This is a genomic window from Halonotius aquaticus (genome assembly GCF_003605575.1).
In the GTDB taxonomy this organism is placed as follows: domain Archaea; phylum Halobacteriota; class Halobacteria; order Halobacteriales; family Haloferacaceae; genus Halonotius; species Halonotius aquaticus.
On the sequence record NZ_QKNY01000005.1, the window covers coordinates 1 to 12767 of the forward strand.

Consider the following 12767-nt stretch of genomic DNA (forward strand, 5'->3'; position numbering starts at 1 on the left):
ATTCATCATGGCGAGTCGCTTCGATGACTCGTCGACACGTTTCGACCGGTTAGCGGCAGCCCTCGCGATTCCACTCACACGAAACGGAAATGGCAGGAACGGCAGCGATCGCTGTCAGTTCATGCAGGCGGGCTAACCGCTAGGCTTAAGCGACTCTCGGAGATACTACAGCACGCGCCAAGGTGGCAGAGTCCGGCCTAACGCAGCGGCCTGCAGAGCCGCCCATCGTCGGTTCAAATCCGACCCTTGGCTTCGTTTCCTTTCATCAGCCTATTATTGCTACTGACACCGTTCCTGTCCGGAGTCGATGCACGCAACGTATTAGCCGCCGGTGACAGCCACCCATATGGGCTCTCGTGAGACATGGGCAACGCGGCTGGGATTCATCCTTGCCGCGATTGGCAGCGCGGTGGGACTGGGCAACGTCTGGCGGTTTCCGTTTATTACCGCCGAGTCGGGCGGGGCCGCATTCCTCGTTGTCTACCTCCTCCTTGTTGCGTTTATCGGGCTGCCAGTGATGCTCGTCGAATTTGTCATCGGGCGTGAGTCGAAGCAAAATGTCGTTGACGCCTTCCCGGCGATCGGCTACGGCAACTGGAAGGCGATCGGGGTGATCGGCTCGATCACCGGCTTCATCATCCTCTCGTACTACAGCGTCGTCGGCGGCTGGGTCATCCAGTATATTTTCGGAAGTCTCACCGGCGCGTACACCGGTAGTGCGGAGGCCTACTTCGGGCAGGTCTCAAGCGGGCTGAACACCGCCGGCTTTGACCTGCTCTTTATCCTGCTTGTCGCTGGTGTTGTCGGCTTCGGCGTTCGCGACGGGCTTGAACGGGCCGCAAAGCTGTTGGTACCGAGTGTGGTCGGACTCATGCTGTTTTTGGCGGTGTACGCTGCAACGCTTCCGGGTGCTGCCGAGGGGTATGCGTACTATCTCTCACCGAACCTTGCGACGTTGCGCAGCGACGCGCTTGCGATCCTGCCGGCTGCGGCCGGTCAGGCGTTTTTCACGCTCTCGACCGGGGTGGGTGTCATGATCACCTACGGCTCGTATCTTGATGAGGATCGAAGCCTGCTGCGTGATGGGTTCGTGATTATGCTGGCTGACACCTGTATCGCTGTTCTCGCTGGGCTGATCGTCTTTCCGGTGTTTTTCGCCCAAGGTATCGCCCCCGGGGACGGTGGGATCGGCGCGACGTTCGTCAGTTTGGCTGGCGCGTTCACCACGCTTCCCGGCGGTCGACTCGTCGGGACGGTCTTCTTTGTCATCCTCCTGTTGGCGGCTCTGACGAGTGCGTTCAGTATTCTTGAGGTGATCGTCTCGTTTATCATCGACACCACCGGGATCGCGCGCTCGTATGCAACCGCTGGTTCGGTGGCTGGCATCTTTATTGTCGGACTCCCCACGGCGTTTGATCTCCAGTATCTCACCGTCTACGACGCCATTGCAAACAACGTGCTACTGCTGCTTGGTGGATTGCTGTTGGCGCTCTTCGGCGGGTGGGTGTACGCCACCGACGCGATCACAGAGTTCAGCAAGGGACTCACCTCCCCGCAGTTCATCCCGAAACTTTGGATTTGGGTACTCCGAGTGCCGGTTGTTGTGGTGCTCTCATACGTGCTGTATCAGAATATCCTCGACGTGATTCAGACGATCCAAACCAGCCTTCTCTGATCGCTCCGGTTAGTTGACCTCCAATCGACCACGGAGTGACCGATATCCAGTTACCGCCGTAGTGCTGACATGCAGTATGGACATTCGGCAACTGCACCGCGATCTGATCGAGCTCCATGGGCGACCAAACAAGACGTATAGCGAAGATGGCGTCCGGCAGCTCCTCACGACGATCCTCTCTCAGAATGTTGCCGACGTACAGACAGCCCGTGCCTCCAAGGAGTTGTTTGCGGCCTATCCTGACTATCGGGCGATGGAAAGAGCCGACCACGACGAACTGGCAGACGTTATCTCCGAGGTTGGGTTGATGAACCAGAAGGCGACGCGTATCCAGCGGTCGCTGGCGGCGATTCGCGAGGAGACGGGCGGCGAGTACACGCTGGCGTTTCTCGATACGATGGACACCGAGGACGCCCAGGCGTGGCTGACCGATATCAAAGGCGTCGGCTCGAAGACCGCGAATGTGGTGTTGAACTTCCACTTCGAGAAACCGACTTTCGCGGTCGACACCCACATCGAGCGACTGGCGACCCGGTTCGGCCTGATCGAGGAATCGACGACGGCCGACCACGCACACGAGGTGCTGAATGAGATCGTTCCAGATGACATCAAATACAGCCTGCACGTGCTGTTGATCACGCACGGCAAGGAGTACTGTTCGGCACAAAACCCTGACTGCGATAATCCAGTCTGTGCGAGCTACTGTGAGTGTCCGTCTTGTTGAGCGTGGCGTCGGCTCTCAGTACACGCGCCGTGTTCCCCAGGTGCCTGTCTCTCGCTTCGAGTTAGCTGTCGTCGAGATCCGGCAGTTCGATCCCACCGGTGTTGTGGATACTGCCACCACCGCGGGGCCCGTTTGCGCCCAACTGCTGTCGTGCCTGCAGCCCTGATTGGTAACACTCGATCACTGCTGTGGCGTGTCGCTCACACGCCAAGATCCCAACCGCGCCGGCTTCGACAAAGATGAGTGGCATACCGCCGCCCTGCTCGTGATTGCGACAGGCTGGACACTGAATCCCGCCAGCCGGCAGGTGGCCTAACAGCTCTGCGTTGTCTTCGGTTGTGAGTTCGCAGATCGCCCGAAACTCCTCAAGATGGGCATCGCAGCCAACGACCGGCACCGTGAGTGTCTCCACAAGGAGAAACGAGATCGCCTGTCGACCACCGGATTCCAGGGCCGCACGACAGTCCGAGCAGTGGGGCCTGTCTCCGAGTGGTGGTGCCGGGGTTGGTTCCATCGGGTACGTCTCTAGTCGTCCGGCGGCAAGGTAAGTGGTTGGGTTGTCCCGGTGTCCGCTCAGTAACCCTCAAAAATCGATGTTTTGGCGGTGTCTGTTTGAGTTGCTGTGGTCGGCACCCGATGATGGTACCATCCTGCAAGTGGCCGCCCCCGGTCGCTCTCCAGACTAACGTGAGCTGTTGCTCGCCGAGCGAAGGAGCGAAAAGTGGAATGCCGCCTCCCCGATTTGAACGGGGGACAGCTCGATCTTCAGTCGAGTGCTCTCCCAGTCTGAGCTAAGGCGGCGCGCACTCCAAGCGATGGGAATTGCAGTAAAAAGGATTTCGAAAGACGGCACCGCGTTTTTCTCGGTTCTGTCTCGCGCGCGTGCGCGCGAACCCCTCAAGTAGCTACAGCCCCTACAGTAGTCGTGAGTCAGCCTTCCACTGCAACGACCGATGCCGTACCAGCATACACCGAGGTCGACGTGTCTGTCCTCGTGATCGGGGCCGGCGCGGCCGGTGCCCGAGCGGCCATCGAACTGGCCGAACAGGGGATCGACGACACGCTCGTCCTCGGCAAGCGCAGCCACGGCGACGCCCACACGACGTGGGCCCGCGGTGGCATCAACGGCGCGCTCGGTACCCACGACCCCGAGGACTCGTGGGCGATCCACGCCGCCGACACCCTCAACGAGGGCCACTTCCTCAACGACCCCATAAAGGTCGAAACCGTCGCCAAACAGATGCCCGACCGGCTGCAGGAGCTCGACGACTGGGGGATGGAATACTCCCGAACCGAAAACGGCGAGATCGACCAACGATACTTCGGTGCCCAGTCGTTCCGCCGGACAGCCTTCGCCGGCGATCACACCGGCGAGTCCCTCCTGCACACGCTGGTTGACCGCGCCCAAGAGCTGGAGATCCCCTACCGCGAGGACGTGATGATCACGAAGCTCGTCAGCGACGGCGAGGCGGTCTACGGCGCGGTCGGCTTCGATATGGACTCCGGCGAGTTCGTCCTGTTCAACGCCGGCAGCGTCGTGCTGGCCGCCGGCGGCTACGCGGCGATCTACAACCGCCACACCTCCAGAGATGACGAGAACAACGGCGACGGCCCGGCGTTAGCCTACGACGCCGGCGCGGAGCTGATGGACATGGAGTTCGTGCAGTTCCACCCGACCGGGATGGCCGTCGACGAGTCCGACCCCGAGTGGGAACCCTGGAGCGGCCGGCTCGTCACCGAGGCGGTTCGGGGCGAGGGCGGCCGGCTGTTCAACAGTGAGGGCGAGCGGTTCATGGAGCGCTATTCGCCGGATCAGATGGAACTCGACGCCCGCGACGTGGTCGCCCGCGCAATCGCCGAGGAGGTCGCCGAGGGCCGCGGCACCGACACCGGCGGTGTCTATCTCGATATTTCTCACCGCGAGGCCGACTTCATCCAGGAGCGACTCCCGCGGATGTACGAGCGATTCCAGGAGCTCGGCGTCGACATGGCCGAAGAAGCGGTCGAGGTCGCGCCCACCTCCCACTACGGGATGGGTGGCGTCGCCGTCGACGCCCACGGCGAGACCGACGTCGACGGCCTGTTTGCCATCGGCGAGACGATGGCCGGCGTCCACGGTGCCAACCGCCTCGGCGGGAACTCGCTGGCCGAAACTGTCGCCTACGGCGTCGTCGCCGGCGACCGCATCGCCGACCGGATCGACGGGCCCGGAACCGTTCCCGACGATCTCCGCGAGACGGTCATCGAACCGCAGTTTGCCGACCTCGCGGCGCTAGCCAACACCGACGGTACATACGCGGTCACGGCCGTCTTCGAGGAGCTACAGGAACTCATGTGGGAGCACGCCGGCCTCCTCCGCGAGGAGGGGCAGTTGGACGCCGGACTCGACAAGCTCGACACCGTGCGACAGAAGGCCAGCGACATGAACACCGGCCCGCTGACCAGCGAGTCCTTCGAGTTCGCTGTCGATGTCGGGTTCATGCTGACCGCCGCTGAGGCCGTTCTTCGCGGCGCGAAGCAACGCGCCGAGTCCCGCGGGGCCCACTACCGAACGGATCATCCTGCGGTCGATGAGACATGGCAGCACAACATCTACTACGAGCAGGCTGATGTCGGCGGCATGACGACGCATACAGAGCCGGTCGGGGTACCAAGCGAGGCCGTCCAAGCGGCCTTAGATGAGGGCCACGAACTCGACTACCATCAGCTAGAGTAGGGCCTGTGTTAGCCAGTCGCGTACTGTGTGGCACAGCGCCGTGCATCCGTGTCGCTCCGTGTGACTGCCCACAGCCGAAACGAACAGAGAGAACCTGGTGCTGTCACACCAGCCGTCAGCCGGTCTGGGTTACTCTGATCGCTCCGCAAGTGCCGAATCGAGCAGTAGCCGCTGCTCTCGTCGTTTTACCTCGTGTTGGGTATCCCGAACCGCATCGATATTCACACTGAGTGAGGTGACACCTGATTCGATCAGCTGTCGGATCATTGTCGGCTTGGATGCTGCCTCACCGCAGATGCTCGTGTCGACATCCTTGGCGCGACAGACCTCGATGACATCCGTGATCAGCGTCAGCACCGCGTCGTGGGTTTCATCGAACCGGTCGGACACCCGCTCGTTGTTTCGGTCGACGGCGAGGGTATACTGCGTCAGATCGTTGGTTCCAAAGGAGACAAAATCGACCGGTCGGTCAGTGATCGACTCCACCTGCAGCGCGGCTGCCGGGGTCTCAATCATCACGCCCCACCGTGTTTTGGCCGTGTCGATGCCTACATCCGCCATGATCTCCATGATCGTATCGACATCATCGGCATCGTTGACGAGCGGGAACATGATCTCGACGTTGTCATAGCCGACCGATCGCAGCCGCTGAAACGCCTTGAGTTGATATCTGAAGACGGTCTCTGTCGCCAGCGACCGCCTGATCCCGCGGTGACCGAGCATGGGATTGTCCTCGACCGGCTCCGATTCACCGCCCTCTAGCTTGCGGAACTCGTCGGTTGGGGCGTCCAGTGTCCGGATACGAACGGGTCTGGCGTAGAACTCATCGGCAACCGTCTGAATCCCTTCGACAAGTTCGTTGACAAACGCGTTCTCACCGTGTTCTTCGATATAGCTTGTGGGGGTCTGTTCGAGCCCTAAGATCAGGTGCTCCAGTCGGAGTAATCCGACCCCGTCGGCACCCGTTGCGGCCCCTCGCTCGGCAGCCTGTGGGAGCGAGACGTTGACCTTGATATCCGTCGCGGTCATCGGCGTGACAGGAGTCTCCGGCCGCAGCTCGTCCAGATCATCCGTCTGTTCTTGGGCTGTCTCATCGTCTCCCCCCGCCGTGACAACGCCTTTGTCGCCGTCGACAGTCACCGTCTGTCCATCGGTCAGTATCTCAGTCGCGTCAGTTGCGCCGACGACTGACGGCACACCGAGTTCTCGTGAGACGATCGCCGCGTGACTCGTCATCCCACCTTCGTCGGTGACAACCGCAGCCGCCCGCTGCATGGCTGGCACCATATCCGGGGTCGTGACCCCTGTCACGAGGATGTCGCCACCGGTGATCCGGTCTGTCTCGTCGATCTGCTCGATCTGTCGTACCGTGCCGGCCGCGGTTCCTGGGCTTGCGCCGAGCCCTTCGACGATGACGCCGGTTTCGGTGTCGGCTGTCGCGCTGCTGGTGATCGACGTGATCGGTCGCGACTGGAGGATGTAGAGCTCGCCGTCGTCGATTGCCCACTCGATGTCCTGTGGCTCCCCAAAGTAGTCGGTGATCTCTTGGGCTGTCGTCCAGAGGGTCTGTATCTGATCGTCGGTCAGCGTTCTGGCCTCCTGTTTTGCCTCGGGCACCGCGATCAGCTCCGTATCGTCGCCGCTCCACGTGTACTGCTGCCGTTTTGTCGATAGATCCGTTGTCAGGAGCTCGCCTGTCTCGCCATCCACAACGAATCGATCCGGTGTGACCTCACCGGCGACGACCCCTTCGCCAAGCCCCCATGCGGACTCGATTGTCATCTTCTCGTCTCCGCTGACAGGGTCGCTGGTAAACAGCACGCCACTGACTGTCGCATCGACCATCTGCTGGACGACGACAGCCATCTCAGCGTCCGCATGGGAGATGTCGTTCCGTTCTCTGTAGACACACGCTCGCTTGGTGAACAGCGATGCCCAACACTCCTTGATCCGTTGGATCAGCTCATCGCGTTGGACGTTTAGATACGTGTCTTGTTGCCCCGCAAACGATGCTTCGTCCATATCTTCGGCTGTGGCTGACGAGCGGACAGCGACCCGGTCGCCGGCAGCAAACTCGTCGTCGTAGACCTGGAGAATCTCTTCCGAAACCGTCGACGGGACAGCTGTGTTTAGGATCTCGTCTCGCAGTTCAGCTGCTTTTTCGCCGAGATCCCCGCTTCTAAGATATCTGTCTACGTTGCCCAGTGCGATTTTCTCCAAGTGATCTCTGTATGACTGTGTCGTAACGGTGAATCCGTCTGGCACGTCGGCACCGGTCTGGTGCAGTTGCTGCAGCGACATCGCTTTGCCGCCCGCGTTAGAACGATCAATAGCCTGATCAGTTAACCGGAGAACGTGTGCCATGCTCACGGTTAATGATTATAATGGATTATAATTTTTGTATGCGTCGCCGATAGTATCATACAAGCTGTGTTTCGGTCGCAGCAAAGCTGCTCTCTGTTTCAACTCGCTCTCGCAGAACAGCAACGCGGCTCGCGTGCTCACGGCTTCGCCGTTCGCAATCGAGGTCGCAAGCGACCTCACGCTCGCCGTCATGGGCTCGGGCGGAGTTGAACCACCGATCTCAGCCTTGTAAAGGCCGCGTCATAACCACTAGACCACGAGCCCGCAATCGATGGAACCGCCCGGCCGTCAATAACGGTTTCCTTCCGCGGCGGAAGCCCTATGGAGCCGTCAGCCCAACCAGTCGTGCATGACGCGCCCGCCCGCGTGGCTTCTCGTCGCTGTTGCTGTCGCCGTGTTGCTTGGCGGCGGCACCGTCGCCGTCACCAGTGGCGTCTTCGCCGGCGACTACACGTGGGCAACCGTCACCGTTGTCGACGCCGATACCGCTACCGAACGTGCCACCGTCGACGCCCGGATCGCCGATACCTTCAACAAACGCGTCACCGGCCTGAGCACCACCGACGCCCTCGGCCCCAACGAGGGGATGCTGTTCGTCCACACCACCGAGGGGCGACACGGCTACGTCATGCGCGATATGGCCTTCCCTCTCGACATCGTCTTTGTCGACGCCGACGGTGAGATCACGACGATCCACCATGCAGCGGTCGACGCCGAGCAGACGTTTTACGGAACAGGACGGTACGTGCTTGAACTCCCCTCCAATTACACGACCGACAACGACATCACGGTCGGCGATCAGGTCGAGCTCCCCACCGCATATCGCTAATCGCCGCGGGAAAGCCACTACCGAAGCCAACCCTCTTGCCGACAGCTCACCTACACAATCCAATGAGTAGCATCGAGCCGGCAAGCGATGATGATCCCTTCGAGGAGCAGCGCGAACGGGTTGACGACCCGATGCGCCGACTGGTCGGCGAGTACGGCCGGCCGTACTGGCTGTCGGTTCTGCTCGGGGTTCTCGCCAGCCTCGCCGCGCGCCTGCTGGATCTGCTGCCGGTGATCCTGCTCGGGGTCGCCATCGACAGCCTGTTCCAGGGTGTCGAACCCTTCTCGCTGCCGGTGGTACCGCAAGCGTGGCTGCCGACCAAACCCATCGACCAGTTCACACTCGTTATCGTCCTCATCACGGCCTCCTTTGTCGTCGGCGCGGGCTTTCACTGGCTCCGCAACTGGGGGTTCAACTCCTTCGCTCAGGACATCCAACACGACGTGCGCACCGATACCTACGACACGATGCAGCAGCTCGATATGGGCTTTTTCGCCGACAAACAGACCGGCGAGTTGATGTCGATTCTCTCCAACGACGTGAACCAACTAGAACGGTTCCTCAACGACGGGCTGAACTCCGCCTTCCGGCTGGCGGTCATGGTCGTCGCTATCGCCGCGTATCTCGTCTATCTCAACCCCCAACTCGCTGTCGTCGCGCTCTCGCCCGTCCCGTTGATCGCCCTGTTTACCTATATTTTCGTCACGACAATCCAACCGAAATACGCCGCCGTCCGCTCCAGTGTCGGCGACGTGAACTCCCGACTCGAAAACAATCTCGGCGGCATCCAGGTCATCAAATCCTCCAACACCGAGGCGTTCGAATCCGGCCGCGTCGACGACGTCTCGCGGGATTACTACGAGACCAACTGGGGAGCGATCACGATCCGCATTCGCTTCTTCCCCGGCCTCCAGCTCATCTCCGGGGCGGGATTCATCCTCACCTTCCTCGTCGGCGGGCTGTGGGTTTTCTCGGGGTCGGGCCCGGGCCCGTTCACCGGCACCCTCTCGACCGGCGAGTTCGTCGTCTTCATCCTCTTTACCCAGCAGCTCGTCTGGCCGATGGCGCAATTCGGCCAGATCATCAATATGTACCAGCGGGCGGAGGCCTCCGCCGAGCGGATCTTCGGGCTGATGGACGAAACCGACGCGCTCGAAGACGACACCGGCAGCGACGACCTCGTCGTCGACGACGGGCAGGTCGCATACGACGACGTGCGCTTCAGCTACAGCGAGGAGCCGGTGCTTGACGATATCAGCTTCAGCGTCGACGGCGGCGACACGCTCGCCCTCGTCGGGCCGACCGGTGCCGGCAAATCGACCGTCCTCAAACTGCTCTTGCGGCTCTACGATCCCGATTCGGGTGCGATCCGGATCGACGGCCAGGAGATCCAGTCGGTGAGCCGCACCTCTCTCCGGCAGGCCATCGGCTACGTCGGCCAGGAATCCTACCTGTTCTACGGCACCGTCCGCGACAACATCGCCTACGGCAGCTTTGAGGCGACCGACGCCGAGATCCAGGCGGCCGCCGAGGCCGCCGAAGCCCACAACTTTATCCAGAACCTCCACGACGGCTACGAGACGATGGTCGGCGAACGCGGCGTCAAACTCTCCGGTGGCCAACGCCAGCGGATCGCCATCGCCCGTGCGATTCTCGAAGACCCGGATCTCCTCGTGCTTGATGAGGCGACCTCCGATGTCGACACCGAGACTGAGATGCTGATCCAGCGCAGTCTTGACAACCTGACGACCGACCGGACAACGTTCGCCATCGCCCACCGGCTGTCGACGATCAAGGACGCCGACCAGATCGTCGTCCTCGAAGACGGTCGGATCGTCGAACGCGGCAGCCACGAGGAGCTCCTTCGTGCCGACGGGCTGTACGCCCACCTCTGGGGGGTACAGGCCGGTGAGATCGACTCGCTGCCCCAGGAGTTCATCGATCGCGCCGCCCGCCGACAGGCCCGCACCGAGACAGCCGAAGACGACTGATCGATATTGGCGTCTCGCCGCCATTCGCCGCTCTCGCGGCATCGCCACGTGTCACACGGCTTTTACGCTCAGCCACGGAACAAACACCAATGAGTGATCTCGACGCTGGCGATACCGTGGCCCTCTCCTGTCCGGCCTGTTCGCCCCACGACGACACCGTTCATGAGGTATTGAAGCCCGGCGGCACCGCGACCGTTCGCTGTAACGACTGCGAGCACGTCCACAAGGAGACGATCGAATCGACATCAACCGTCGAGAAACGCGTGATCGTCTCCCAGGGCGGCGAATCGATCAGCACGCACATCGATGTCGACCCAGAGGAGACAGTCGAGGCTGGCGATGAGTTCATTGTCGACACGCCTGAGGCGATCTTTCAGGCCCGGGTGACCAGCCTCGAACTCCAGGATGGCGACGCCCGCCCTGAGAGCGCGGTCATGGACGACGTCGCGGCCGTCTGGACGCGCGCGGTCGACAACGTCTCGGTCAACGTGACGCTGCATCCCAACGACGGCTCCCGCGACGAAAGCCGAAGCCTCACGGTCAACGTCCCTGGCGACTACGAGTTCCGTGTCGGCGCGACCGAATCCTTCGGCGACGATGAGTTCACCATTACCGGGCTGCTGGTTCGAGATGACGCCGAGGGCTACCGGTTCGATCAGTTCGACGAGGACGGCGATATGGTGTACGCGAAGGACTGCAAGCGCATTTACGGGGTCGACGAGCAGACGACCGCGTGGTCGGCGTGGTAAGATAACGTTTCAAAATCGCGTCGGTGATCCGCTGTTTCTACTGGAAACCGTACTGTGGCTACTGTCGTCCAGAAAGCCCTCGGCCGTTCCGCTCCCGCGAGTCGCTGCGCGCTTCGGGCCTCCGGCCCTGCAGTGCTTGCGTCCTCGGGGTTCGCGGAACGCCCTCGCCCTTTCAGTCCACCAGGATAACGGTTGGTTGAGATCATAACGCAACTGGGCGTAACGGCTACATATGCCGTGCGCCAATTTCTCCCATGGACATGGCGACAGCCCGCGACCGGCTGGTCGACAGCCTCGTCGCCAACGACATCATCACGAAATCGAGTACCGCCGAGGCGATGCGGGCGGTGCCGCGCCACGAGTTCGTCGATGCCGACCAGCAGGCGCAGGCCTACCAGGATCGCCCGCTGCCGATCGGCAACGACCAGACGATCAGCGCGCCGCATATGGTCGGCCAAATGGTCGACCTGCTTGATGTCGACCCCGGCGATCGCGTCCTCGAGATCGGCACGGGCTGTGGCTACCACGCCGCGGTCACCAGCGAGGTCGTCGGCGACGGCAACGTCTACAGCGTCGAGTACGATCGCGACCTTGGCGAGGCGGCCCGCCAGCGACTCGCCGACCTCGGCTATGACGTGGCTGTCCGCATCGGTGACGGCCGGGAGGGGTGGCCCGAGCGGGCCCCCTTCGACGCCAGCTACCTCACCTGTGCTGCCGCCGAGCCGCCGTCGGCGGTGATTGAGCAGACTGCGACCGACGGCGTCGTCGTCGGGCCCTTTGGGACAGGCCAGCAGGAACTTAAGCGGCTTGTCCCGCAGCCTGACGGGAGCTGCGAATCTGAAACGATCGCGCCGGTGCGGTTTGTTCAGATGCGCTGACCGCGGTGGGGTTAAGCCGTTCCGCCCCCCAGTTCCGACAATGGATCACGAAACGCTCCGGGCCGACATGGTCGACGGGTTGGAACACGCCCTTGAGCGACCGCTCGGAGCCGCGGTGCTGGATGCCCTCGGAACCGTCCCGCGCCACGAGTTCGTCGACGACGCTTACGAGCCCGGCAGCGACGAGGTTGCCGGCTCCCGCGTGCTCGGCCTCCGGACGGTCGCCCGCATGATTGCTGCGCTTGAGGCCGGTGAAGGCGACGACACGCTCGTCGTCGGTGCGGGTGTCGGCTACACGGCAGCCGTCCTCGCCGAGATCGTCGGTGGCCGGCACGTCCACGCGATCGATATCGACCGTCGGCTCGTCCACATCGCCCGCGACAACCTCGGCGCGGCGGGCTACGACTCGGTGTTGGTCGATCGCCGCGATGGGGCTCGCGGTTACCCTGAATACGCGCCCTTCGATCGCGTCTTGATCGAAAGTGCGGTTCATGACGTGCCGCGGGCGATCCGCGAGCAACTCGCCGACGGGGGCCGGATCGTCTTTCCACGCGGGACGACCGACCAGACGCTCGTTGCTGTTGAGCCCGCAGGCGACGGCGGCCTCGAATTAGTCGGGGAGTTCGGCCCTGTCGGCTTTCGCCCGATGTTGGTCGACGGCGAACAGCCCAGCGGCCACGAGCGCAACCGGACGCGCCGGGAGGACGCCGAGTTCGACTCCCAGGGCTACTTCGCCAAAACGGGCTGGGAGTACGAGTGGCTGGACTGGGATGATCGACTTGACTCGCGGTAGCCCAGTCCGGCACTCGCAAGCGACACACTCAGGATCATTGCGACCCAA

General features: G+C 62.3%; 10 protein-coding genes and 3 tRNA genes. 9 read left to right on the plus strand and 4 right to left on the minus strand.

All coding sequences use genetic code 11. From position 1 onward, the window contains the following. Positions 1 to 176 precede the first annotated feature (176 nt). The 3 genes from DM826_RS03110 to DM826_RS03120 all read left to right on the plus strand — a co-directional run bounded on the left by DM826_RS03110 (position 177) and on the right by DM826_RS03120 (position 2399). Positions 177 to 252, plus strand: a tRNA-Cys gene (locus DM826_RS03110). A gap of 94 nt (positions 253 to 346) precedes the next feature. Beyond that, positions 347 to 1675 (plus strand): sodium-dependent transporter, encoded by a 1329-nt coding sequence (locus tag DM826_RS03115; RefSeq protein ID WP_120101380.1) that lies wholly within the window; start codon positions 347 to 349, stop codon positions 1673 to 1675. Between the two features lie 76 nt (positions 1676 to 1751). Then, entirely contained in the window at positions 1752 to 2399 is a 648-nt protein-coding gene (locus DM826_RS03120) for an endonuclease III domain-containing protein (RefSeq protein ID WP_120101382.1), read from the plus strand. 61 nt (positions 2400 to 2460) lie between these two features. Here the strand turns inward: DM826_RS03120 and DM826_RS03125 are convergent, their stop codons facing one another. Next, complete coding sequence (locus DM826_RS03125; RefSeq protein WP_133304623.1) at positions 2461 to 2913, minus strand: hypothetical protein; 453 nt, start codon at positions 2911 to 2913, stop codon at positions 2461 to 2463. A gap of 213 nt (positions 2914 to 3126) precedes the next feature. Continuing rightward, positions 3127 to 3200, minus strand: a tRNA-Phe gene (locus tag DM826_RS03130). 124 nt (positions 3201 to 3324) lie between these two features. On the opposite strand from DM826_RS03130, the gene DM826_RS03135 reads away from it, so the two are divergent. Further along, the gene (locus tag DM826_RS03135) at positions 3325 to 5115 is read left to right on the plus strand and encodes an L-aspartate oxidase (RefSeq protein ID WP_120101386.1); all 1791 of its coding nucleotides are present in this window, start codon (positions 3325 to 3327) and stop codon (positions 5113 to 5115) included. A gap of 129 nt (positions 5116 to 5244) precedes the next feature. Here the strand turns inward: DM826_RS03135 and ppsA are convergent, their stop codons facing one another. Beyond that, positions 5245 to 7479 carry a phosphoenolpyruvate synthase gene (ppsA, locus tag DM826_RS03140; RefSeq protein ID WP_120101388.1) on the minus strand — a complete coding sequence of 745 codons (2235 nt, stop codon included), beginning with the start codon at positions 7477 to 7479 and terminating at the stop codon, positions 5245 to 5247. A gap of 191 nt (positions 7480 to 7670) precedes the next feature. Continuing rightward, positions 7671 to 7743, minus strand: a tRNA-Val gene (locus tag DM826_RS03145). Positions 7744 to 7828: 85 nt separating this feature from the next. Between DM826_RS03145 and DM826_RS03150 the strand changes: the two genes are divergently transcribed. The 5 genes from DM826_RS03150 to DM826_RS03170 all read left to right on the plus strand — a co-directional run bounded on the left by DM826_RS03150 (position 7829) and on the right by DM826_RS03170 (position 12719). Beyond that, positions 7829 to 8308 carry a DUF192 domain-containing protein gene (locus DM826_RS03150; RefSeq protein ID WP_120101390.1) on the plus strand — a complete coding sequence of 160 codons (480 nt, stop codon included), beginning with the start codon at positions 7829 to 7831 and terminating at the stop codon, positions 8306 to 8308. Between the two features lie 62 nt (positions 8309 to 8370). After that, complete coding sequence (locus DM826_RS03155) at positions 8371 to 10299, plus strand: ABC transporter ATP-binding protein (protein WP_120101392.1); 1929 nt, start codon at positions 8371 to 8373, stop codon at positions 10297 to 10299. Positions 10300 to 10388: 89 nt separating this feature from the next. Beyond that, the gene (locus tag DM826_RS03160; RefSeq protein ID WP_120101394.1) at positions 10389 to 11048 is read left to right on the plus strand and encodes an HVO_0476 family zinc finger protein; all 660 of its coding nucleotides are present in this window, start codon (positions 10389 to 10391) and stop codon (positions 11046 to 11048) included. Positions 11049 to 11302: 254 nt separating this feature from the next. Next, positions 11303 to 11926, plus strand: coding sequence for a protein-L-isoaspartate O-methyltransferase (gene pcm, locus DM826_RS03165; protein WP_120101396.1), 624 nt, complete (start codon positions 11303 to 11305; stop codon positions 11924 to 11926). Positions 11927 to 11966: 40 nt separating this feature from the next. After that, positions 11967 to 12719 (plus strand): protein-L-isoaspartate O-methyltransferase family protein, encoded by a 753-nt coding sequence (locus DM826_RS03170; RefSeq protein WP_120101398.1) that lies wholly within the window; start codon positions 11967 to 11969, stop codon positions 12717 to 12719. Positions 12720 to 12767 lie beyond the last annotated feature (48 nt).

Excerpts from the sequence above, each read along its gene's own strand:
- DM826_RS03115 (WP_120101380.1), top strand. The coding sequence starts at position 347 with ATGGGCTCTCGTGAGACATGGGCAACGCGGCTGGGATTCATCCTTGCC.
- DM826_RS03120 (WP_120101382.1), top strand. The coding sequence starts at position 1,752 with ATGGACATTCGGCAACTGCACCGCGATCTGATCGAGCTCCATGGGCGA.
- DM826_RS03125 (WP_133304623.1), bottom strand. The coding sequence starts at position 2,913 with ATGGAACCAACCCCGGCACCACCACTCGGAGACAGGCCCCACTGCTCG.
- ppsA (WP_120101388.1), bottom strand. The coding sequence starts at position 7,479 with ATGGCACACGTTCTCCGGTTAACTGATCAGGCTATTGATCGTTCTAAC.
- DM826_RS03150 (WP_120101390.1), top strand. The coding sequence starts at position 7,829 with ATGACGCGCCCGCCCGCGTGGCTTCTCGTCGCTGTTGCTGTCGCCGTG.
- DM826_RS03155 (WP_120101392.1), top strand. The coding sequence starts at position 8,371 with ATGAGTAGCATCGAGCCGGCAAGCGATGATGATCCCTTCGAGGAGCAG.
- DM826_RS03160 (WP_120101394.1), top strand. The coding sequence starts at position 10,389 with ATGAGTGATCTCGACGCTGGCGATACCGTGGCCCTCTCCTGTCCGGCC.
- pcm (WP_120101396.1), top strand. The coding sequence starts at position 11,303 with ATGGACATGGCGACAGCCCGCGACCGGCTGGTCGACAGCCTCGTCGCC.
- DM826_RS03170 (WP_120101398.1), top strand. The coding sequence starts at position 11,967 with ATGGATCACGAAACGCTCCGGGCCGACATGGTCGACGGGTTGGAACAC.